The sequence below is a fragment of the Xanthomonas sp. NCPPB 1062 genome (genome assembly GCF_041481705.2).
GTDB classification, from domain to species: Bacteria; Pseudomonadota; Gammaproteobacteria; order Xanthomonadales; family Xanthomonadaceae; genus Xanthomonas; species Xanthomonas euvesicatoria.
In genome coordinates this window covers 3,895,397-3,914,411 of record NZ_CM192987.1, presented here as the reverse complement: position 1 = coordinate 3,914,411, position 19,015 = coordinate 3,895,397, and the positions used below count along the sequence as shown (strand labels likewise).

At 65.8% G+C, this 19,015-nt stretch carries 16 protein-coding genes and 1 pseudogene; 5 read left to right on the top strand and 12 right to left on the bottom strand.

What is annotated here, in order from left to right:
• Window positions 1–116 precede the first annotated feature (116 nt).
• Entirely contained in the window at window positions 117–1,775 is a 1,659-nt protein-coding gene (locus tag ACCQ16_RS16765) for a PA domain-containing protein (protein WP_109290714.1), read from the bottom strand.
• On the bottom strand, window positions 1,768–2,193 hold the full coding sequence (locus ACCQ16_RS16760; protein WP_109290715.1) for a post-PEP-CTERM-1 domain-containing protein: 426 nt from the start codon (window positions 2,191–2,193) through the stop codon (window positions 1,768–1,770). Before ACCQ16_RS16760 ends, ACCQ16_RS16765 begins: the two co-directional genes overlap by 8 nt.
• A 343-nt stretch (window positions 2,194–2,536) precedes the next feature.
• Between ACCQ16_RS16760 and arsC the strand changes: the two genes are divergently transcribed.
• Window positions 2,537–2,959 (top strand): arsenate reductase (glutaredoxin), encoded by a 423-nt coding sequence (gene arsC / locus ACCQ16_RS16755; protein WP_011348560.1) that lies wholly within the window; start codon window positions 2,537–2,539, stop codon window positions 2,957–2,959.
• Window positions 2,960–3,239: 280 nt separating this feature from the next.
• Window positions 3,240–3,755, top strand: a complete 516-nt coding sequence (gene def / locus ACCQ16_RS16750; RefSeq protein WP_008573775.1) for a peptide deformylase — start codon at window positions 3,240–3,242, stop codon at window positions 3,753–3,755.
• Window positions 3,756–3,960: 205 nt separating this feature from the next.
• On the opposite strand, the gene ACCQ16_RS16745 is transcribed toward def, so the two are convergent.
• Window positions 3,961–4,905 (bottom strand): DegV family protein, encoded by a 945-nt coding sequence (locus ACCQ16_RS16745; protein WP_011348559.1) that lies wholly within the window; start codon window positions 4,903–4,905, stop codon window positions 3,961–3,963.
• 479 nt (window positions 4,906–5,384) lie between these two features.
• Between ACCQ16_RS16745 and ACCQ16_RS16740 the strand changes: the two genes are divergently transcribed.
• Window positions 5,385–6,200 (top strand): GH12 family glycosyl hydrolase domain-containing protein, encoded by an 816-nt coding sequence (locus ACCQ16_RS16740; RefSeq protein WP_005920703.1) that lies wholly within the window; start codon window positions 5,385–5,387, stop codon window positions 6,198–6,200.
• Window positions 6,201–6,586: 386 nt separating this feature from the next.
• On the opposite strand, the gene ACCQ16_RS16735 is transcribed toward ACCQ16_RS16740, so the two are convergent.
• The 4 genes from ACCQ16_RS16735 to ACCQ16_RS16720 all read right to left on the bottom strand — a co-directional run bounded on the left by ACCQ16_RS16735 (window position 6,587) and on the right by ACCQ16_RS16720 (window position 11,862).
• Window positions 6,587–8,188 carry a rhamnogalacturonan lyase B N-terminal domain-containing protein gene (locus ACCQ16_RS16735; RefSeq protein WP_277572485.1) on the bottom strand — a complete coding sequence of 534 codons (1,602 nt, stop codon included), beginning with the start codon at window positions 8,186–8,188 and terminating at the stop codon, window positions 6,587–6,589.
• Window positions 8,189–8,547: 359 nt separating this feature from the next.
• Complete coding sequence (locus tag ACCQ16_RS16730) at window positions 8,548–8,874, bottom strand: hypothetical protein (RefSeq protein ID WP_014091038.1); 327 nt, start codon at window positions 8,872–8,874, stop codon at window positions 8,548–8,550.
• A gap of 301 nt (window positions 8,875–9,175) precedes the next feature.
• Entirely contained in the window at window positions 9,176–10,456 is a 1,281-nt protein-coding gene (locus ACCQ16_RS16725) for an amidohydrolase family protein (RefSeq protein ID WP_277572486.1), read from the bottom strand.
• Entirely contained in the window at window positions 10,453–11,862 is a 1,410-nt protein-coding gene (locus ACCQ16_RS16720) for an amidohydrolase (RefSeq protein WP_008573784.1), read from the bottom strand. The genes ACCQ16_RS16725 and ACCQ16_RS16720 overlap by 4 nt, the downstream gene beginning before the upstream one ends.
• A 132-nt stretch (window positions 11,863–11,994) precedes the next feature.
• Between ACCQ16_RS16720 and ACCQ16_RS16715 the strand changes: the two genes are divergently transcribed.
• Complete coding sequence (locus ACCQ16_RS16715) at window positions 11,995–12,561, top strand: DUF924 family protein (protein WP_029820243.1); 567 nt, start codon at window positions 11,995–11,997, stop codon at window positions 12,559–12,561.
• Between the two features lie 154 nt (window positions 12,562–12,715).
• Here ACCQ16_RS16715 and ACCQ16_RS16710 read toward each other — a convergent pair.
• Together ACCQ16_RS16710 and grxD are read right to left on the bottom strand one after the other, a co-directional pair.
• A pseudogene (locus ACCQ16_RS16710) lies at window positions 12,716–13,584 on the bottom strand (hypothetical protein).
• A gap of 197 nt (window positions 13,585–13,781) precedes the next feature.
• A complete protein-coding gene (gene grxD / locus ACCQ16_RS16705; protein WP_008573624.1) occupies window positions 13,782–14,708 on the bottom strand; it encodes a Grx4 family monothiol glutaredoxin in 927 nt (308 codons plus the stop codon).
• A 45-nt stretch (window positions 14,709–14,753) separates the two neighbouring features.
• Here grxD and ACCQ16_RS16700 point away from each other — a divergent pair, with 45 nt between their 5' ends.
• The gene (locus ACCQ16_RS16700) at window positions 14,754–15,545 is read left to right on the top strand and encodes a polysaccharide deacetylase family protein (protein WP_011348552.1); all 792 of its coding nucleotides are present in this window, start codon (window positions 14,754–14,756) and stop codon (window positions 15,543–15,545) included.
• A gap of 146 nt (window positions 15,546–15,691) precedes the next feature.
• Here ACCQ16_RS16700 and ACCQ16_RS16695 read toward each other — a convergent pair whose 3' ends face one another.
• From ACCQ16_RS16695 to ACCQ16_RS16685, 3 genes are all read right to left on the bottom strand, one after another.
• Complete coding sequence (locus ACCQ16_RS16695; RefSeq protein WP_008573627.1) at window positions 15,692–16,363, bottom strand: methyltransferase; 672 nt, start codon at window positions 16,361–16,363, stop codon at window positions 15,692–15,694.
• 447 nt (window positions 16,364–16,810) lie between these two features.
• Window positions 16,811–17,461: an SGNH/GDSL hydrolase family protein gene (locus ACCQ16_RS16690; protein WP_008573629.1), complete on the bottom strand. Its 651-nt coding sequence runs from the start codon at window positions 17,459–17,461 to the stop codon at window positions 16,811–16,813.
• Window positions 17,461–18,732 carry a pyridoxal phosphate-dependent aminotransferase gene (locus ACCQ16_RS16685; RefSeq protein ID WP_218498782.1) on the bottom strand — a complete coding sequence of 424 codons (1,272 nt, stop codon included), beginning with the start codon at window positions 18,730–18,732 and terminating at the stop codon, window positions 17,461–17,463. The genes ACCQ16_RS16690 and ACCQ16_RS16685 overlap by 1 nt, the downstream gene beginning before the upstream one ends.
• Between the last annotated feature and the right edge of the window lie 283 nt (window positions 18,733–19,015).

Here is a 19,015-nt window from a genome sequence, read left to right as displayed (position 1 = left end):
GTGCATCGCCGCCACGCTGCAGGGACCGCCTGGCCTGCGCGCCACCACGCGGCAGCAGATAAACGAACGGCGCCTTCCGGCGCCGTTCGCATTGCATCCCATCACGCGTTCGGCGCTTACGGACGCACCTTGGTGGCGCAGACGAAGACCGCTGCCTGTTGTACGCGGCTGATCACGCCCTGGCTCTGCAGCTCGCGCGCGTGTTCGTCCATGCAGGTCAGGTAACCCAGGCGGTTGCCGGCGTTCTGCGTCTTGCACAGGCTGCTTTCGGCAGACACGTTCGCACCCGGAATCAGGCCGCCGGTTTCCACCGTCGGGACCAGGGTGTTGCAGGTGCCCAACTTGGCCGGCCCGGTGTTCAAGGTCCAACCGATGTCGGCAAACAGCGCCGGGGTCAGGTCGATGTTCACGTGCGCCTGCACTTCCGGCGTGTCGAAAGGTTCCATCAAGGCATTGGGCTGCAGATCGGTATCGAAGTGCGAGAACGTCGAACCACCGGCCACCACGCTGGGCGAGTACAGCCGCGTGCGGCCTGCGCTGTCGGTGCCCTGCAGCAGTTGCGGATCTTCGTACAGCGACGCAACCACCGCAGTGCTGCCCTTCAGGCGCGCGCCGTCGGCCTGCGAGACCATGATGGCGGGGATGGTGATGTCGGTGATCGGCGGTGCTGCGTTGCCCATCGTCTGTACACCGGCCGCGTTGTTGGCGACGATCACGCCCACCGCGCCGTTGAGCTGCGCATTCTTCACCTTGATCGCGAAGGCGCAGGTGCCGCGGTCGATCAGCGCCACCTTGCCGGCCACATCGGCCGCATTGACGAACGGGGTTTCGCAGCCATCGCTGGCCGATGCGGCCGCCACGCCGTCATTGACCGTTACCACCGAACGCGCCGGGAAATTGGCCGCGGTGGCCAGCGGACCGAAGCTGGCAAAGCCCACTTCGAACTTGCCCGCAGCGCTGGCCGGTGCGGTGACGCGCAGCAGCGTGCGTGGATCCAGGATCAGCGCCGCCTCGCGGTTCACGCGCGTCCCGGCCCAAACCGTACGGCCGGGCGTGCGCATCGCTTCGGCACGCAGGGCGTTGGTCATGGTCGGGTCGTCGAAGCGCTTGTTCTGGACGTTGTCGTAGGCCTGCGAGGTGTAGACGTCGGTCAGGCCGCTGCCCGAGCCCAGCACGCCGGTGGTCTTGTTGAGAAAGCCCGCCGCGCCCAGACCGTGGCCGATCTCATGCATCACCACGTTGAGGAAGTTGATCTGGCCTTCGGGCGTCTTGCCGTCCAGGCCCAGATACCAGCCCGAACCGGCCAGGCAATCGTCCTTGCCCAGGTCGCCGTTGAACTGCGAAAACACGTCGGCCGGATCGGCCGGATCCGGCACCAGGTCCTGCCCGGCGATCGCATCGCCCAGCGCGGACGGATACAGCGTATCGGCCTTGGCGCCGGGGAAGTTGTTGACGATCCAGTTCGGGCCGGCCTGGCCCAGCGTGCCGCCGGTGGCGGTACAGGTCAGCCGTGCGAACGAGGCATACACCTTGATCTCGACATTGCTCTGCAGCACCGCGCCCCACAGGTCCATGGCGTACTGGTAGGCGATGCGGCGTTGCTCGCCGATCGTGCGGCCCGGGTTGCCGCCCAGTGGTGCGGCAGCGGTCGGGTCGTTCAAACCGACCACGGTGCCGGCATCGCCATTGATCAGCGTGACATTGGCTGCCCGGGCGTGCAGCGGTGCCAATGCGGCCGCCACGGCCAGGGACAACAGCAACAAGGGCTTATTCATGCGGCAGCGCTCCGTGCTCGGCGTGGGTGGGTTGGGTGGTGTCGGCGTCGTCGCTGTGTTCGATGACGATGCGTCCATCGGCCTGGCGGGTTGCCGTCAGCGAACTCATTTGGGTGGCCGGCAACTTGCGCGCCACGGTGCCATTGGGCAGGCGCCGCTCGGTCGCGCGCGCGGCCGCTTCGGTCTGCGGAACCGAGCTGCGTGCGGCGCTGCCGCGTGCTGCGGAGGCCGCTGCAGCCGCCTGCTGATCCAGTGCCGCGCTCTCGGCGTCGGTCAGCGGGCGCAATTTGCCGGTGGCAGGGTCGATACCGACCTTGGAACTGCTGGTAGCTGCTTCCTGCGCTGCAGCGATCGCCGGCAGGCATGCGACACACAACACACCGGACAGCATCCATCCGGGCTTGCGAAAGCTCATCATCGTTGGGGTTTCCTTGGGTCCAACAGGGGAAAAAACGCCGTGCTGACACCGGCGCTCGGGAGAATCCTTCCATTTCAGTCTGTTCATGACTGAATCATGAATCCGTGATTCGTGTCAATCTTTTGACACATTCGCCGTCGAATGCGAAGCGGCAACCTGAAAAAGTTATCGGCAGGGTTGCAGTCTGGGAGTTCACCCCAGGCATCGTCGCCAAGGCGCCTGCGCACGTCGTGGCCAGCGCTCGGCACGCCCGGGCGCCACTCGTACACTGGCCGGTCTGGGCGTCGTTCGGTCATCCGTTGCCGGCGCCGCCAGCCACCAGCCAATCCAGCGCCAGGCCACCATGCACGCCGTCATCTACCACAATCCCGGTTGCGGAACCTCCCGCAATACCCTTGCCCTGATCCGCCACACCGGCATCGAACCGCAGATTGTCGATTACCTGCAGCATCCGCCAAGCCGCCAGACGCTGCAGGCGCTCATCGCCGCTGCCGGCATCACGGTCCGCCAGGCCATGCGCCAGAAAGGCACGCCCTATCTGGAACTGGGACTGGACGATCCCACCCTGGACGATGCGGCGTTGTTGAGCGCAATGCTCGCCCATCCGATCCTGATCAACCGCCCATTCGTCCAGACCACGCGCGGCACGCGCCTGTGCCGCCCCTCCGAATTGGTGCTCGATCTGTTGCCGCCGGCCACGCACGGCTTCATCAAGGAAGACGGCGAACGCGTGCTGGACGAGGCCGGTCAACGCATTGGCCGCTGACATGTTTGAGCCGGTTCAACCGGCGCCAAGCCGGTGTTGCGCCATCACGCTGGCCGCAGCGCTGGCGATAGACGCAGTGCGCCTATTCACGGCGCGATGAACAAGCCTGCTGCGCGCACCGTGCGCTGGCGCGAGCGTTGCCCGGTGCCGTCATGCACAGCCCGCGGCAGCGACCGCTCGTACACTGCAGCGCCTGCGGACCATTGCACCGCCAGGCGCCTGTTCGCTGCCGGGCGGCAGTGGCCCTAGAATCCACGCCACGATCGTCAGGAGCACCCGCATGATTCGCGAAATTATCCGCATGGGCGACAAGCGCCTGCTACGCGTGGCGCCACCGGTCAGCAACCTGGGCAGCGCCGAGTTGCACACGCTGGTGGCCGATATGTTCGAAACCATGGACGCTGCGCGTGGCGTCGGTCTGGCAGCACCGCAGATCGCGGTGGATCTGCAATTGATGGTGTTCGGTTTCGACGCCAGCGAGCGCTATCCGGAAGCGCCCGCAGTGCCGCGCACGGCCCTGGCTAACGCGCAGATCGAACCGCTGTCGGAAGAAATGGAAAACGGCTGGGAAGGCTGCCTGTCGATTCCCGGCCTGCGCGCAGTCATTCCACGCTATCGCTTCATTCGCTACCGCGGCTTCGCACCCGACGGCACTCCGATCGAGCGCGATGCCGAAGGTTTCCACGCACGCGTGGTGCAACACGAATACGACCATCTGGTCGGTCGCCTGTATCCCTCGCGCATCGAAAATTTCGACACATTCGGTTTCGAAGACGTGTTGTCTTACGACCTGTAGCAGGTCCTTCGTTGTGTCCAATGCGGCGTGGCTGCCGCCATGGACGGCAGCCACGTCCTGGACTGCGCCGCATTCAAGGCAATCATCAGCACGCTGCCTGGCGGTGCCTCGGCATTGCGGCACCGTTGGCGGCATCAACGTAGCAATCGACTCGCGTGATGGATGACGGCGTGTCTGGTGAGCGCATCGCACCCCCGCCCATGCCTCAGGCCGAAAACGCGTGTGGCTCGGCAGCAAATCCGACTGCCAAGGCGCCCTTGCCGACGTTGACCATGCCGGTCAGGCTCATCACGCTTTCCAGCAGTTCCACGCCGTGGGTTTGGCAGGCGCCCTGCAGTGCGGCATAGCCGGGCAGGGCATGCAGCTCGGCCAGCTCGCCGCCGTAGCCCACGCACACCGTTGGCGTCATCAGGCCGTCGCGAATCTTGCGCACGGTGAAGCCGAACAGCTTTTCGGCCGAAGGTTCGAAACCCTTGAGCTTGGCCACTGGCTCGGTAACGCCGCGGTAGGCGCGCAGCACCGGCTTGATGTCCAGCGCGCTGCCGAGCGCGGCGCCGATCAGGCCGACGCTGCGATCGCCCTTGGTGCGTGCACGTGCGCGCAGGTAATAGAGATCGCGTGGAATCATGTAGCCATAGGTGTGCTCGGCCAGCTGTTCCAGGCGGGTACGGATGGCCGCCACGCTCTGGCCCTGGTCGCGCAGGCGGACTGCTTCCACGGCGGTGATGCCCTGGCCGGCGAACAGGTTGAGCGTGTCGATCACCCGTAGCGCGAACGGCGAGGTGTGGCCTGCGGCCTGCCGGATCGGCTTGTAGTCGTTGAGGATCGCGAAGCTGGCCTGCATCGCATTGTCGAAGATCTGGCTGCGGAGTTTGGAAATGGTCAGGCAGAACACATGGTCGTAGTCGATGACCAGTTGTTGCAGGAACAGATCGCGGATCTGGTTGACCGAAAACGGCGTGGTTTCCGCTTCGTGCCCGCGCTCGGCCACATGCGCCTGCAAAAAGCTCAGCGTGGCTTCCTCGTCGCGATGATCGGCCAGCACGGCCTCGCCGATACGCACGCTGATCGGCAATACGATGATGTTGTGACGTTGGATGAAGTCCTGCGGCAGATCGCACGCACTGTCCACCACGATTCCGATACGCATCGTCGCCCCCTCCGGCTGTTGCGTTGTCTGTAGTGCGAACGCTATCGCAAAACGGCTCCGCCGCGTAGGCCTGAGGTGGAGCGTGTTGCGGGCGCCGATCGCGCGGATGGCGACCGGACTGATGCAGGCCGGTGGCAGCGACGCCGCACTGCGTTGAAAGGCATTGCACGCGCAAGCGACGCCGCCGGCACGTGCGGACACGGGCGATGCGTATGTGGCTGTGCACCATTTACCGCCCCACGCGCGGGCGTCTTTGGCGCGAAACCCGCCGCTACGCCCGTGTACGGTGACCTAAGTGCTAGCCAGCGCACGCTCCAAGTGCAAGGTGGCGCCCGCTATCGCGCTTGGCCGGGTGGCGCCGCCGGAATCGTTATAGCTCCCCGCGTGGCGCCGCTGCTACGGTCCGACCCGACTGCCGCACGGCAGGTCCCGACGACGCTGCACCAGCGCCGCCGCGCTGAATCATACGGAGAGTCACCATGCACAACTGCCCATCCAGCTCCCTTGTCCAGACGTGCGCCCAGGCGCCGACCACGCGGCGGCGCGCCTCGCGCTGGTGGACCGCGGCGCTTGCTTTCGGTCTGGTCGCACTCGCCCCGGCGGCGCTCGCCGGCCCGTACAAGATCTTTGGCAACCACTATGCGTGGGTGAACAATTTCAACGATCCCAACAACATCATCCAGGGCACGTTCGGCACCGGCAGTACGCCGGAGCTGACGGTCACCTTCAACTTCGCCGACTACAACCTCTACGGCTATCCGGCGATCGTGCGCGGCTGGCATTACAATTGGAATCCGACCACCGACACGCTGTTCCCCAAGCAGATCTCCTCGATCAGCTCGCTGCCATTCAAATTCAATTACAGCGCAGGCGGCACCAATCTGGCCGGTGATTTCGCTTACGACATCTTCTTTCGCTGGGACACCGCCAAGGGCAATCCGCAGCTGGAAGTGATGATCTGGGGCGACCACAATTCCTGGCCGGTCGGCACCGTGACTGCGACCAAGGTCATCACCGCGGGCGGGCGCACTTTCGATCTGTGGGAAGGCTTCAATTCCGGCGCGGGCTATTACGTCTACACCTTCATCCCGACCGGGACCGCCGGCCAGCCGACGCTGAAGACCAGCGGCAGCCTCAACGTGGATGCCAAGCCGTTCCTGACCTGGCTGCAGAACAACCGCGCCAAGGATGGCCGCTACAGCAACAGCATGTACCTGCATGCGGCCGAAGCGGGCTTTGAAGTGGTACGCGGCAATGGATGGGCCAAGGTCAGCGCGACCTTGGATGCGAAGTAAGCGCAGCCCCGCTGTATCGTGCGTGTCGGCGGTATCGGTCGGCACGCACGCGGGTTTTTTCAACGTTGGACAAGTCGCCGCCTGTGCATTGTTCAAGCGACTGGCGGCGCAGCGCTGCGCATGTGACAGCCACGTGCGGTGTGTGGCGCCTGTCGCCTCGGCATCGGATCTTGGATGAGCTCACGTGAGCGATGTGCATGGATCACTGCGCCTGCGCCGCGCGTGGCCGCGAACGCGCTTGCGCGCAGATCCGGAGCGGCGAACAACGCGCCGCTACGCGGCCGGTGCCGGCGCGATGAACATCGGAACGGCCGAGCGCTGCATGCCAACGCCACCCACCAGCCGCACATGCCTGGCCACTGCGCCAATCGTGTGTTCGGACGTTGCTATAACGCCACCAGCTGGATGCTGTCGAACACGATTGCCGGGCTGAGGTAGCCGTTATCCGGGAAGCCGGAGGCGATGCCGATCTCGATGCGGTTGTTGCCGGCCTGCAACGCCGAGGCGGGGATGTCCACTTCGTAAAGGGTATTGTTGCCGCGCGCAGTGCCGCGCGTGATGCCGCGTGTCTTTGGTTGCGTGGGCGCGGCAGGCAGCGGGCCGTTCCAGCGTGCGTTCACGCTGATCTGCGGACGTGCGCCGCCCTGTGCCAACGGCACGAAGAGACGCAGGCGATAGCCGCGCACCTCGTTGGCGGGCAGGGTGAAGTCGATCCGGCTCGGGGTGTTGATGCCGCGCCACTGCACTGCCGGAAAACTGCTCACGCTGCTCGATCCCACGATGTAGGTCACCGCAGACCAGTGCATGCGCGCATCGGAAGGGTGCGCCCGCGGCAGCAGGTCCGCGTCGCTGAACCCCGCCGGCGTGCCGTCGGGAATGCCGATCTGCCACTTCACCGTGCCCGGCAAAACGACCGCCTGCAGTGCGGCGTGCGCAGTGGCATCGGCAGAAACCTCGATGTTGCGTTGTGCGACCTCCAGTTCGTTTTGGTAGAGCGTCATGCGATAGCTGCCCGGGCGAACACCCGTCACCTGGTAGTTCCCGCTGCCGTCGGCGGTGGCCCAGTACTGCGCCTGCGCGTTGCGCAGGCCGATGACGGCCGGCTGGCCCGGCAGCACGCCGCCGACGTGCCCACTCACGGTGCCGCGCCCGCTTGCCGGCAAATAACCGCTCAGGCCCAGCGTGGCATCGACGAACGCGGTGTCCAGCTGCGCACTCGACGGCAAGCTTCCATCGGTGAACAGCAGCCCGTACACCCCGTGCAGGCCGCCGCGAAAGGCTTCGGTCTGGGTGTGATCGGAATACATGTAGTTATAGAGCTCATGCGTCAGGCTGGTTTTTTGCGTCGCAATGTCCTTGAAGAACGGGCCGCCCGCGCTGCGCTCGCGGTTGCCCATCAGCATGAACACGGCAACGCCAGGGCCACTGACGCCATGCACCTGGTCGTCCATCATTCGACGTGCAGAATAGAACTTGGAGCTGGTGCGCCCATCCGGCAATAGAAAGACATCCTCACTTTCGATCGCTCTGCCGACATTGGAATCGGGCTCCTGCTGCGCATTGGGCAACTTGGACACGTTCAAGCGGGCGACGAAGCGCAATTCGCCCACTGGCAGCAAGGTGGGCGCATCGGTGGCCATGTAGATCGCGTTGCGGCCCTTGCGTGCGATGTAGTACTGGACCAAGTCGCCGGCCTTGGCCGACACCACGATCGTCCCGCCAACGATGCGTGCATCCACGCTTGCACTGCCCAACCCCGAAGCGATGTGCGAGCCCTTCGATTCGGTGGTCTGCAGTTCGTTGTCGCGATAGCGCATCGACACGATGTCGCCATTTCGGGCATCGACCGCAAACACCAGCTCGGCGCCGCTGTCGACGATCACGCGGTTGCCGCTGCGGCTGATCCCGAAGTCGGCCAGTGCAGGTGCGCTGATGCCGGCATAGAGCAGCAGTGCGCAGGCGAAGTAATGTCGAAGATTGCGAGGCATGCGGGTGAGCTGTCGGAAGCAAGGCATGGTGGCGATGCGTGCGCGCGATGCTAGGCCAGTACCGAAGACAGAGAATGTACGCACTGTTCGAAATTCCAGCGATCAAGGGTGGCGTCGTTGGTTACCTGCGGGCATCGCTGACTGTCGCCGCAGTGGGCAACTGCAATACGCAGTTCCGGCATCGGCCATGGAGAGGCTACCAAAACCCCGAGAGCCTTTGTCGGTTGTCGTGGACGGCGCACGGCCACCGCGCTGCACGCGCGGGGACATGCCGCACGGATCGGCGGCCGCCTCCGGCTTGGCGGTGACGCAGTCGCCTTGCCAGCTGCCTCTGCGACGCACCGGCGTCCTTGCACGGCTCAGCGCAGGGCATCCCGCGCCGAGGCGATGTCCGCCATCCATTGCGTGCGCTTGCCGATCACGAAGCGGTATCGCTTTCCGTCCTCCAGCCGCACTGCCAGCGATGTCGGCGCGATCGGCAGCAGGCCGAACAGGCGTGTCCAGCAGGACTGAATCGCCACGATCTGCGGCAAGGGCAGGCTCAGCGTCTGGCGCTGTACATTGAACGCGTGCGGCTGAAACAGCAGCGCATCGGCGGTGAGAATCAGACGCCCGCCCACCGCTTCCATCCCGCGCTGCAGATTGGCAGGTGCCTGGCGCAATACCGCCCGATCGATCGAACGCAAGCCGCTACCGTGGAAGAGCGAGCTCACGGTCGTGCAACGGCGAGGTGGGCACGCGGCATATGCCGTAGCAAGACGCCAAGGCGGCCAAGCGCTATCAAGAGCGAAACCGAAAACATGCGATAGGCCTAGTGGGAAACATCACGACAGCGAAGGCCGCCAGCAAGATGCGGCAGGACGCCATGACAGCACATCACCTGTGCACAGCAGCAAAGCGGTGAAGCGGTGCGCCGGTACCCGCTGTGCCGGCACACCAACGATGAAAGACCATGCTCAGGTGGCGCTTGAGCAACCCACCGCACGCTTACTTCAGATAGGCGCGCGGCAGCGGGCCGGCCTGCTGCATGTAGCGGTCGCGCAGCTCGCTCTGGCGCGATCGCATCGGCATGTCGCGGCCGCCCAGCCAGACCTGCTCGGCATAATGCGCCACATCCAGCGGGTCGCCTTCCCACAGCACCAGGTCGGCCTGCTTGCCGATCGCAATGCTGCCGATGCGATCGCCCACGCCGAAGATGTCTGCCGGCACACGGGTCAGACCGGCCAGGCCGGCTTCCCATGGCAAGCCATTGGCGACCGCATTGCCGGCCAGCTGGCGCAGTTTGCGTGCGTTGTGCGAGGCATCGCCGTTTTGGGTAAAGCTGACCTCCACGCCGGCAGCGCGCAGACGTGCGGCGTTTTCCAGCGTCGCGCCAATCTGGTCGAAGGTCGATGGCAGATCCGCCAGCGCGTCGACCAACACCGGGACCTTGGCCTGCGCCAGTTGCGGCGCAAGCTTCCAGGCTTCGGCGCCGCCGGCAATGGCAATGCGCACCTTTTCGCGCTGCGCCCAGCGCAACAGCTGGCGGATGTCGGCTGCGCGTTCCACCTGCACCACGATGCGACCCTGGCCGGCCAGGTAGTTTGCCAGTACACCGCGTCCAACCGGGGTCAGTAGCGCATGCGGCGAATCGGCCGGGATACGCCCGCGTGCTTCGGCAACCAGTTGATCCAGCAACATCCATTGCGCGGCGCGCGAGCTGCCGGTGAGATCGGACGCCGCCGCTCCGATGCGAAGAAACAAGGCATGCGGGCCGACCGGATCCGGGCTGCCATCCAGCCGCACGATGCCGCCCTGGCCGGCAATGAAGGCGCCACTGGCGGTCGCCCCCAACGCGGTGAAGCCGATGCCCTCCACGCGCGCCACCGGCACCAGCACCGAATCGGGGTTGTAGGCCAGGGTGACGTCGAATTCCGGGCGCATCGGTTGATCGGCCAGCTTGACGCCGCTGTCCACGGTGCTTTCTTCGCCGGAGACTTCTTCGATACCGATTTCGGTAATGCCGCCGAATAAGGCCGGCGTCAGTGGGCGGCCGTTTGCTTCGACCACGCGGCCGTCGGTGGGTACTGCCAGGTTGCGGCCGATGGCGCGAATCACGCCGCCCTGCACCAGCACGTCGGTGTTCTGCAGGGTGCCTTGCGCGGTGACAGTGTGCACGGTGGCGCCGCGAATCAGCACCTGCTGCGCGAAGGCCGGCAATGCCAGCGTGGCCATCACCAATGCCGCGATCGCGCGCAACCGCGGGGGCATGTGCGTGACGCGGCTCATCGTGCCACCTCCTGGCCGAGCATGAAGTCCGACACCGGCTGCAGTGCGCGGTTATGCCGGTCGTAGACCTGCGCGCCGTCGATATACACCTGCTCGGCCAGCGCATACGAACTGAAAGGGTTGCCGTTCCAGACCACCACATCGCCCATCTTGCCCGGCTCCAGTGCGCCGGTCTGCTGCTCGATCCCGAGCGCCTTGGCGGCATTGCTGGTGAGCCAGCGGATGGCGCGCTCCGGCGGGATCTCCATGCCACTGCGGCGCGCGTTGGCGATCACCTTGGCGGCCTCCTGGTTGAGCCGCTGGATGCCTTCTTCCGAATCCGAATGCACGATGGCGCAGCTGTTGGCCGGGCGATCGACCAGTGCGATGTTTTCCTGGATGCCGTCGAAGGCTTCCATCTTGAAGCCCCACCAGTCGGCCCACAGCGCGCCGCAGACGTTGTCCTGCGCCAGGCGGTCGGCCAGCTTGTAGGCCTCCACGCCGTGATGGAAGGCGGCGATGTGGAAGCCGAATTCCTTGGACAGATCCAGCATCGTCGCCATCTCATCGGCGCGGTAGCAGTGGATGTGCACACGGATGTCGCCGTTGATGGCACCGGCCAGTGTGTCGAGCTTGAGATCGCGCTTGCCGCCGGCATCGCCACTGCTGTCGTTGTCGCCGCCGCGGCTCCACCAATGGCGCTTTTTGGCGGTTTTCTTTTTCGGCGCGTTCTTCTGCAGATACTCGGCCGCGTCGATGAACGCAGCGCGGTAACCGGCGACGTTGCCCATGCGCGTGCCGGGGCCACCTTTCTGGCCGTACACGCGTTTGGGGTTTTCGCCGCAGGCCATCTTCAGGCCCCATGGTGCACCGGGGAATTTCATGCCCTGGTAGGTGGTGGAAGCAACGTTCTTGAGCGTGACGCCGCGCCCGCCGATCAGATTGGCCGAGCCCGGCAACACCTGCAGCGAGGTGATGCCGCCGGCCAGCGCAGTGCCGAAGCCGGGATCCTGCGGCCAGATCGAATGCTCGGCCCACACGTTGGGCGTCACCGGTGCGGTCATCTCGTTGCCGTCGCTATGCGCGCTGACGCCCGGGCTGGGATACACGCCCAGATGCGAGTGCACATCGATGATGCCGGGCGTCACCCACTTGCCGGTGCCGTCGATACGGCGCACGTCAGCGGGCGCCTGGAGCGCCTTGCCCACCGCAGCCACCTTGCCGTCGCGCAGCAACACGTCGGCATCGTCCAGCCGCTCGCCGGTGCCGGTGAGCACGGTGGCGTGCTGGATCAGCACCGGAGCGGACGCGAGCGCGCGATAGGTGCTGGGGTAGGGATCTTGCACGAAGCGCGATGCCGCCGATGCCGCAGACGCAGGCCCGCACAGCACCGCCGCGCCCAGCGCGGCGAACAGGATGGAACGCATGGATTTCCCCGGTAACACAAAACGTCAGCCGCCAACCTAGTCGTCGGCGGCGTGCTTGCCAAGTGCTGGAGGTCGAGAGCGGCGGGCTCATCACATGCACCCGTGCATGCTATGCCGAATTCGTCAGGGGATGTGCCGATGATTGCCAAAACAGAGCGCAACAAGCAGGCCGATGTGGTGTTGGCTTTCTGGGAGCTGGCTGGCGCGGCGCGCTGGTTCACGCACAACGACGCCTTCGATGCCAATTTTCGCCAGCACTTCAGCGAGCAGCATTTTGCCGCCGCACGGGGTGAGTACGCGCAGTGGATGGCACGCGCCGAAGATGCACTGGCCTTGCTGATCCTGCTGGATCAATTTCCACGCAATGCGTTTCGCGGCAGTGCGCATGCCTATGCCACCGATGGCCTGGCACTGCGGTACGCCAAACAGGCGCTCGCCAGCGGCTTCGATCAACAGGTGTCGGCGCAACTGCGTCTGTTTTTCTATCTGCCCTTCGAGCATGCCGAACACGCCGATGAGCAGGCGCGCGCGGTGCAGCTGATCACTGCACTGGGCGATGCACAGACCACCCACTGGGCGCTGGAGCATCAGCGCATCATTGAGCGCTTTGGCCGGTTCCCGCACCGCAATGCGGTGCTGGGACGTGAGACCACGGCAGAAGAGCAGCAGTTTTTGGATGAGGGTGGATTTGCCGGTTGAAGACCTGCATCGGCGATCTGCATGCCGATGATCGAGGTCTGCCGTGCAGCGTGGGTAACGACGCTGCTGCAGCCGGGCACAGGTGGGCATCGCAACGCAGAAGATGCCGCCCTGCGCATGCCGCACCGGGCAGCGTGCAAGCAGTCAACACCGATCAGCAGCCGCCCGGCAATGCTTCCGACCGCCAGCTGGCGCCTTCGCCGAGCAGCAGAGAAAACCCGTAACTTTCGTAGCCGCTTTCGGCCAGCACGAAATCGAGCGTGCCGTTGCCGTCGATATCCCGAACTGCAGCAGATGCGTGCGCAGCGGCAGGTCTTCGCAATCGTCGCAGCCGCTGGCAGCGTGACCCTTGCGGAACTGCCAACGGCTGCCGTCATGCTCGAAGATCGCAAGGACGACGAGCACGCCGGTGGGGTTTTCCGGGTTGCCGGTCTCGATGGGATGGTTGGAGGTCAGGATCGCCACGCGTCGCTGCGGTTGCTGCGTATCGGTGACGATCTGCAGCGCCGCCAGATCCTGCGCGCGATCGGCATCGAACGCGGCCAGCGCCTGCGCCAGGGCTGCCGGCTTGACGCGCTTGCGCAGCGGCGCGGTGTTGTTGACCTGTGCAAACAGCTCGGCCTGTTCGCTGGCGGTGGCTGCGCGGCCGGCAAAGCGCTTGCCGGGATTCACATCCACGGTCGACAGCAGCGGCGAGTCGGACAGCGTGGGGTTGCCCTTGATGCGCAGCTTCGCGGTGCCGCCGCACATGCTGTTGTCGTCTACCGTCAGTGCCGCAAGCCGCACGTTGCCGGTGGAAACGCCTGCGTTGAAGACCCGCAACGGCTGGCCCAGCAGCACCTTGGGCAGGGTCGATTCCCTGGCGATACCCTCGCCGAGCCAGACCGGGATGTATTCCAGCGGATCGTCGGTCGGCTGGTTGTCGTAGGTCTGGACCAGTAGCACCGCGCGCGACGGTTCGGCGGCGTGGGTGGCCAACGGCAGCAGCGCGGCCAGGGCGACAGAGAGCAGGCGGGTATGCATTGCAGCGATGTCCTTGTGCAGGGTGATCCATGAAAAACGGGCGCTCCAGGGAGCGCCCGTTTCGGTCTGCGGTGTGCCGGCCTAGGCTGCGTCTGGGCGAACCGCGGTCGCGTGGTTGTCGCAGGCGCGGCAGTCTACCCAGGAAGCATGACCGGCGAGCGGCAGCCGCGACCGTGCGACGACCGCCGATGTGTTGCTCAGTATTTCGCCACGCCGTTGTCCACCTCGTCCGACCACGCATCGATGCCGCCGGTGACGTTGTAGACATTGGTGAAGCCCAGCCCACGGAAATGTTCGGCGGCCTGCAGGCTGCGGCCGCCGCGGTGGCACAGGAACGCCAGCGGGGTGTCCTTGGGCAACTGTTCGATGGCGGCGCGCTCGTGCGCATCCAGCGTGCGGAACGGTGCGGCCACCGTGGCCAGTGCGCGCTCGTCGGCCGGGCGCACGTCCACCAGGGTCAGGCTGCCGGCCTTGAGACGGTCGTCGGCATCGCGCACCGACAGCTCCTGCACCGGCTTGGGCGCATTGGGGTTATCGATGGCCAGGCCACGGCCGCGGATGTCGTCGACCCAGTCGATGGTGATGCCGTCGGCACGACGCGCGCTGGCCAGGTCGAACTGCACGCGCAGCCCGTTGGATTCAGCCGCAATGGCGTTCGGGTTGGTCGGCGCCAGCTGGAAATTGGGCTGGAAATTGGCATCGATGGCCAGCGTCAGCGAGGCATCCGGCGCATCGGCCAGCGCACTTTTGAGCATCTCGACCGCGGCGGGGGTGATGGTGATCTTGGGCGGGCTGCGGTCGGGCGCCTGCAGGCCGAGCATGCTGCTCAGCTCGCCGCTGTCGGCCATCTGCACGATGATGTCGCTGCCGCCGATCAGCTCGCCGTCCACGTACAGCTGCGGGATGGTCGGCCAGTCGCCATAGGCCTTGATGCCCTCGCGGATTTCCTGGTCGGCCAGCACGTTGACGTGGGCATAGTCGATGCCCAGACCGTCCAGCACGCCGACCGCCTTGGCCGAAAAACCGCACTGCGGCATGCCGGGCTGGCCTTTCATGAAGAGCACCACGCGGCTGGATTGCAGCAGCGTATCGATACGGGAACGCAGGGCGGGATCGAGAGACATGGCAGCACTTGGGTGGCAGCGTGGAGACCGGGCATTCTACGCCGCATGGCATCATTGGGCATGACCACGCCGGAAACGCTGTATCGCACCCCTTCGCGCCCCTACCGCTGGGTGGGCCTGTTGGCCCTCTCGCAGGCAGCGGTGGCACTGCTGTGGTGGCATCTGGGCTGGGCCTGGGGGCTGCCTGCGCTGCTGCTGTCGCATGCGCTGTTCGTGGTGCCGGTGTTCCTGCCGCGCGCGCGGCTGTATGCGCCGGTGCTGGCGCGGTTACCCGGTCGCGCGCCGCATGTCTGGCTGACCATCGACGATGGCCCGTCCGACGACACCCCAGCCATCCTCGACCTGCTGGATGCCTACGACGCCAAGGCAACGTTCTTCCTGGTCGGCGCGCGTGCCGAGCAGCGGCCCGAGCTGGTGCGCGACATGGTGCGGCGCGGGCATGGCATCGGCAACCACAGCCACACCCATCCCCAAGCCTGGTTCTGGGCGCTGGGGCCGCGCCGGATGGCGCAGGAAATCGGCCAGGCGCAGCGCGTGCTGGCGTGCATTACCGGCCAGGCGCCACGGCTGTACCGCTCGGTGGTCGGCATGACCAACCCCTTCGTCGCCTCGCCGCTGCGCGCGCACGGGCTGACCCGGGTGGCCTGGAGCGCGCGCGGCTTCGACGGCGTGCAATGCGAGCCGGACACCACCATCGCCCGCATCGTGCGCGACCTGCAACCCGGCGCCATCGTGCTGCTGCATGAAGGCGCTGCGCACGGCCACAACCTCACCATCCTGCGCGGCGTGCTGGAGGCGATGCAGGCGCGCGGGTTGGTGGGGCGGCGGCCGGATTAAGCGCGACGGACAAAACAATTGCAGTCGCCGCCTGGCGGGCGCTGCCGGTGTTGGCGCGGCATGCGCCGCCCAGACATGACAGTTCCTTCCCCGCTTCGACGTCTGGTCGACGATTGCTCGCAACGTGTGCCCGTCGCCTGCCGCGCTCAGCGTGGCTCTGCAACGATCAGCCAGTTGTTGAAGGGCGTGTTGCCATACAACGGCGCAAACGTGGCGCGCAGACCGGCTGCGTCCAGGTGCGCCTGCAGGCTCTCGCGCGTGGGATAGCTGCGCGGCATCCGCTGCATCCAGCCGCTCAGGTGCGCCAGGACGTCGGTGACACGGCTGGTGCGGCCACGGCTGCTGGCATCGCCCAGCGCGCTCCGAATCACCAGCTTCGCGCCGGGCGTGAGCATCTGCGCCACGCTGCGCAGCAGACTGGCCTGCATGTCCGCTTGCAGATACTGCAGCACATCCAGGATGGTGACGCTGCCCCGATGCTGCGGCCACGCCACGCTCAGATCGACCACCTCGAACTTGGTAGCGCCCAGGTTCGAGCGCTGCGCGATGTGCTGTGCGCGGCGAATCTTGGACGCATCCACATCCACGCCGTGATAGGCCAAGGCCTGGCCATCGGCGCGCAGTGCATGGGCCAGCAGGCCGAGCCCGCAGCCCAGATCCAGCACCGGCGCCGTGGTCGTGCGCAGCTCGGCCAGCACGCCCGGATACAGCGGGTCGGTGCGCAGCTTGGCTTGCGTGTAGTAGTAGTCGTAGCGGTTGCCCAGCGGATGCGCCGGCAGAAATGCGCGTGCAATCGTCAACGCCTGCGCGCGGCTCATCGGTTGGGTGGCAGTGGTGTGCAATGTCGTTCCTTGGCAATCAGGCGTGCTGCGCGGCTAGCTTAGGGCCTGCCGGGCTGGTTGGGGTAGGGCGGGTTGGCAGTTTGCGATGCGTGCCCACGGATGCATCGGTGGCTGGTATCCGACCTGCGCGGATCGAAAGGCCTGGCTGCAACGCCTGTTGCTACCGCATCGACGTAAAGAGGGCTGGCAGGGATCGCGTGCGACATCTCGCGCTGTGGAGGCACGTGCAACCCACGCGCGCAAAACCGCCGCAGAGAAGCGCAGCAAAACGCTGTGACTTGGTGCCTTGCCAAGATGTCGCGCGCAGCCAGCAGATGGGCTTGGGCCGCATGCAAGAACTGCAGCGTGCGGTTGGTGAATCCTGATTCCGGGCGCCGGCCGCAGCTACCTGGCAGCAGCCCGGTCTGTGTTGCCCAGCTACGCTTAGACGATCGTGTCCAACGACCCAGTTGCGCCCAACGCATCGCGCGCTGCCGGTAGCGCCAGTGCCGTCCAACGCGCATACATTGCGCCGGAAGGATGCAAACCGTCGTCCACCAGCATGTCCACCGCATCGCCGCCATCGCGGCTGGTGGCCGTGATGTCGACAAAGCGCACCGCATGCGCACTGCAGCGGTCGGCAGCGATTGCATTAAACGCGTCGATCTGCGCACCGATCAACGCGGCATCGCCACTGCGCGCGCGCGCAAACGGGGTCAGGCCCCAATCGGGAATCGACAGCACGAACACGCGTGCCGGGTGGCCGTTCGCGCATGCAATTGCACGCAGCAGCAGGGCGTCGAATTGCTGGCGGTACTCGTCCAACGGGCGCTCGCGATACTGATTGTTGACGCCAATCAACAAGCTCACCAGGTCGAACGGCCCCTGCGGGGCTGCCGCGTCGATCCCGGCCTGCAATTCGTCGGTGGTCCAGCCGGTGGTGGCGATGATCTGCGGCGGCGCCACGTTCCAACCGTATGCACGTAAGCCATCGACCAGTTGCGAAGGCCAACGCTGGTCAGGCGCAACGCCTTCGCCGATGGTGTACGAATCGCCGAGCGCCAGATAGCGCAGCGGCGCGCCAGGCGCAGTCATCAGGCCACGCTGCGTGGCTTGAGTGGAACCACCTTGGTAATGGCCTCGGCGCGGCGTGCCAATGCACGGTCGATGCGGGCGAACACATCGCGCATCACACCGGCTTCCGGCATCAGGGTCACGCGGAAATGGTGGCGATACGGCACGTTGAAGCTGGAGCCGGGAACCACCAGCACGCCTTCTTCGTTCATCAGATCGAGTGCGAACGCATGATCGTCGAAGTTGCGCGCCGCTGCGCCCACCACCGCCGGGAACGCATACAGCGCCCCGGCCGGTGCCACCAGCTGCAGATGCTCGCTGGCCGCACAGGCCTCGATCACCGCGCGGCGGGTTTCATACAGGCGGCCGCCCGGCGCGCACAGCGCCGAGATGGTGTCCGGCCCGTTCACGGCCGCATCGATGGCGTACTGGCCTGGCACATTGGCGCACAGGCGCAGCGCGCCGAGCAGGTCCATCGCATTGCGCAGGTCGTTGATGCGCGCTTGGTCGCCCGACAGCAGTGCCCAGCCCACGCGCCAACCGCAGGCGCGATGCACCTTGCTCAGGCCGCTGAAGGTGATGCACGGGTGCGCACCGGCCAGCGGTGCGACCGGCACGAAGGCCGCGTCGTCGTACAGCACCTGGTCGTAGATCTCATCGACCATCAGCAGCAGATTGTGCTTGGTGGCGATCGCCACGATGCGCTCCAGCAGCTCGCGCGAATAACTGGCGCCGCTGGGGTTGTTCGGATTGATCAGCACGATGGCGCGGGTACGCGAGGACACCAGCGTCTCGATCTCCACCGGGTCCGGCTGGAAGCCGTTTTCCGGTGCGCAGCGGTAATACACCGGGCGGCCGTCGTTGAGGATGGTCGCCGCCGACCACAGCGGATAGTCGGGCGAGGGCACCAGCACTTCGTCGCCGGGATTGAGCAGCGCCCGCAGCGACAGATCGATCAGCTCGCTGACGCCGTTGCCGATGAAGATCCGGTCCGGATGCGCGTCCGGATGCTGACGCCGCGCATACGCGGTGGCGATGGCCTCGCGCGCCTCCGGCAGGCCTTGCTGATGGGTGTATGGGTCGGTGCGGCCCATGTCGTCGGCAATGGCGCGCTGCAGATGCTCCGGCGCACGGAATCCGAACGCACCGGGGTTGCCGATATTGAGCTTGATCAGCTTGCGTCCCTGCGCCTCCAACTCCCGCGCTCGTCGCGCCAGCTCGCCCCGGATCTCGTAGCGGACTTCGGACAGACGCTCGCGGATGGCGAGCGGCTTTTGCGGGGCAGTGGACATGCGACGGGCCGGTGGTAGGCGTGAGGCTTGGCATGGTAGCGGAAATATGACAGGCGGGCATGCTTGCATCGGCAACGATGTCAAGAGGCGTCACCCTCCGGCTTACTATTAGTAGGTATGGCTATTGGGGAATGGCACGAGCGGACATCAGTGAGTGCGTCTCAGCCTGAGAGACGCCTGATTGAGAAAATAGATCGACAGCGAGGGGTGGGCTGATTGACAGCTTCTTAACATCTCCGGATTCTATTCCATCACTCGAGTCCGGCTTGGGCTCTACAGCAAG

Coding starts and splice junctions, on each gene's coding strand:
- ACCQ16_RS16740 (WP_005920703.1), top strand. CDS start 5,385: ATGCACAACTGCCCATCCAGCTCCCTTGTCCAGACGTGCGCCCAGGCG.
- ACCQ16_RS16700 (WP_011348552.1), top strand. CDS start 14,754: ATGGCATCATTGGGCATGACCACGCCGGAAACGCTGTATCGCACCCCT.
- def (WP_008573775.1), top strand. CDS start 3,240: ATGATTCGCGAAATTATCCGCATGGGCGACAAGCGCCTGCTACGCGTG.
- ACCQ16_RS16720 (WP_008573784.1), bottom strand. CDS start 11,862: ATGCGTTCCATCCTGTTCGCCGCGCTGGGCGCGGCGGTGCTGTGCGGG.
- ACCQ16_RS16765 (WP_109290714.1), bottom strand. CDS start 1,775: ATGAATAAGCCCTTGTTGCTGTTGTCCCTGGCCGTGGCGGCCGCATTG.
- grxD (WP_008573624.1), bottom strand. CDS start 14,708: ATGTCTCTCGATCCCGCCCTGCGTTCCCGTATCGATACGCTGCTGCAA.
- arsC (WP_011348560.1), top strand. CDS start 2,537: ATGCACGCCGTCATCTACCACAATCCCGGTTGCGGAACCTCCCGCAAT.
- ACCQ16_RS16695 (WP_008573627.1), bottom strand. CDS start 16,363: ATGAGCCGCGCGCAGGCGTTGACGATTGCACGCGCATTTCTGCCGGCG.
- ACCQ16_RS16685 (WP_218498782.1), bottom strand. CDS start 18,732: ATGTCCACTGCCCCGCAAAAGCCGCTCGCCATCCGCGAGCGTCTGTCC.
- ACCQ16_RS16735 (WP_277572485.1), bottom strand. CDS start 8,188: ATGCCTCGCAATCTTCGACATTACTTCGCCTGCGCACTGCTGCTCTAT.
- ACCQ16_RS16725 (WP_277572486.1), bottom strand. CDS start 10,456: ATGAGCCGCGTCACGCACATGCCCCCGCGGTTGCGCGCGATCGCGGCA.
- ACCQ16_RS16760 (WP_109290715.1), bottom strand. CDS start 2,193: ATGATGAGCTTTCGCAAGCCCGGATGGATGCTGTCCGGTGTGTTGTGT.
- ACCQ16_RS16745 (WP_011348559.1), bottom strand. CDS start 4,905: ATGCGTATCGGAATCGTGGTGGACAGTGCGTGCGATCTGCCGCAGGAC.
- ACCQ16_RS16690 (WP_008573629.1), bottom strand. CDS start 17,461: ATGACTGCGCCTGGCGCGCCGCTGCGCTATCTGGCGCTCGGCGATTCG.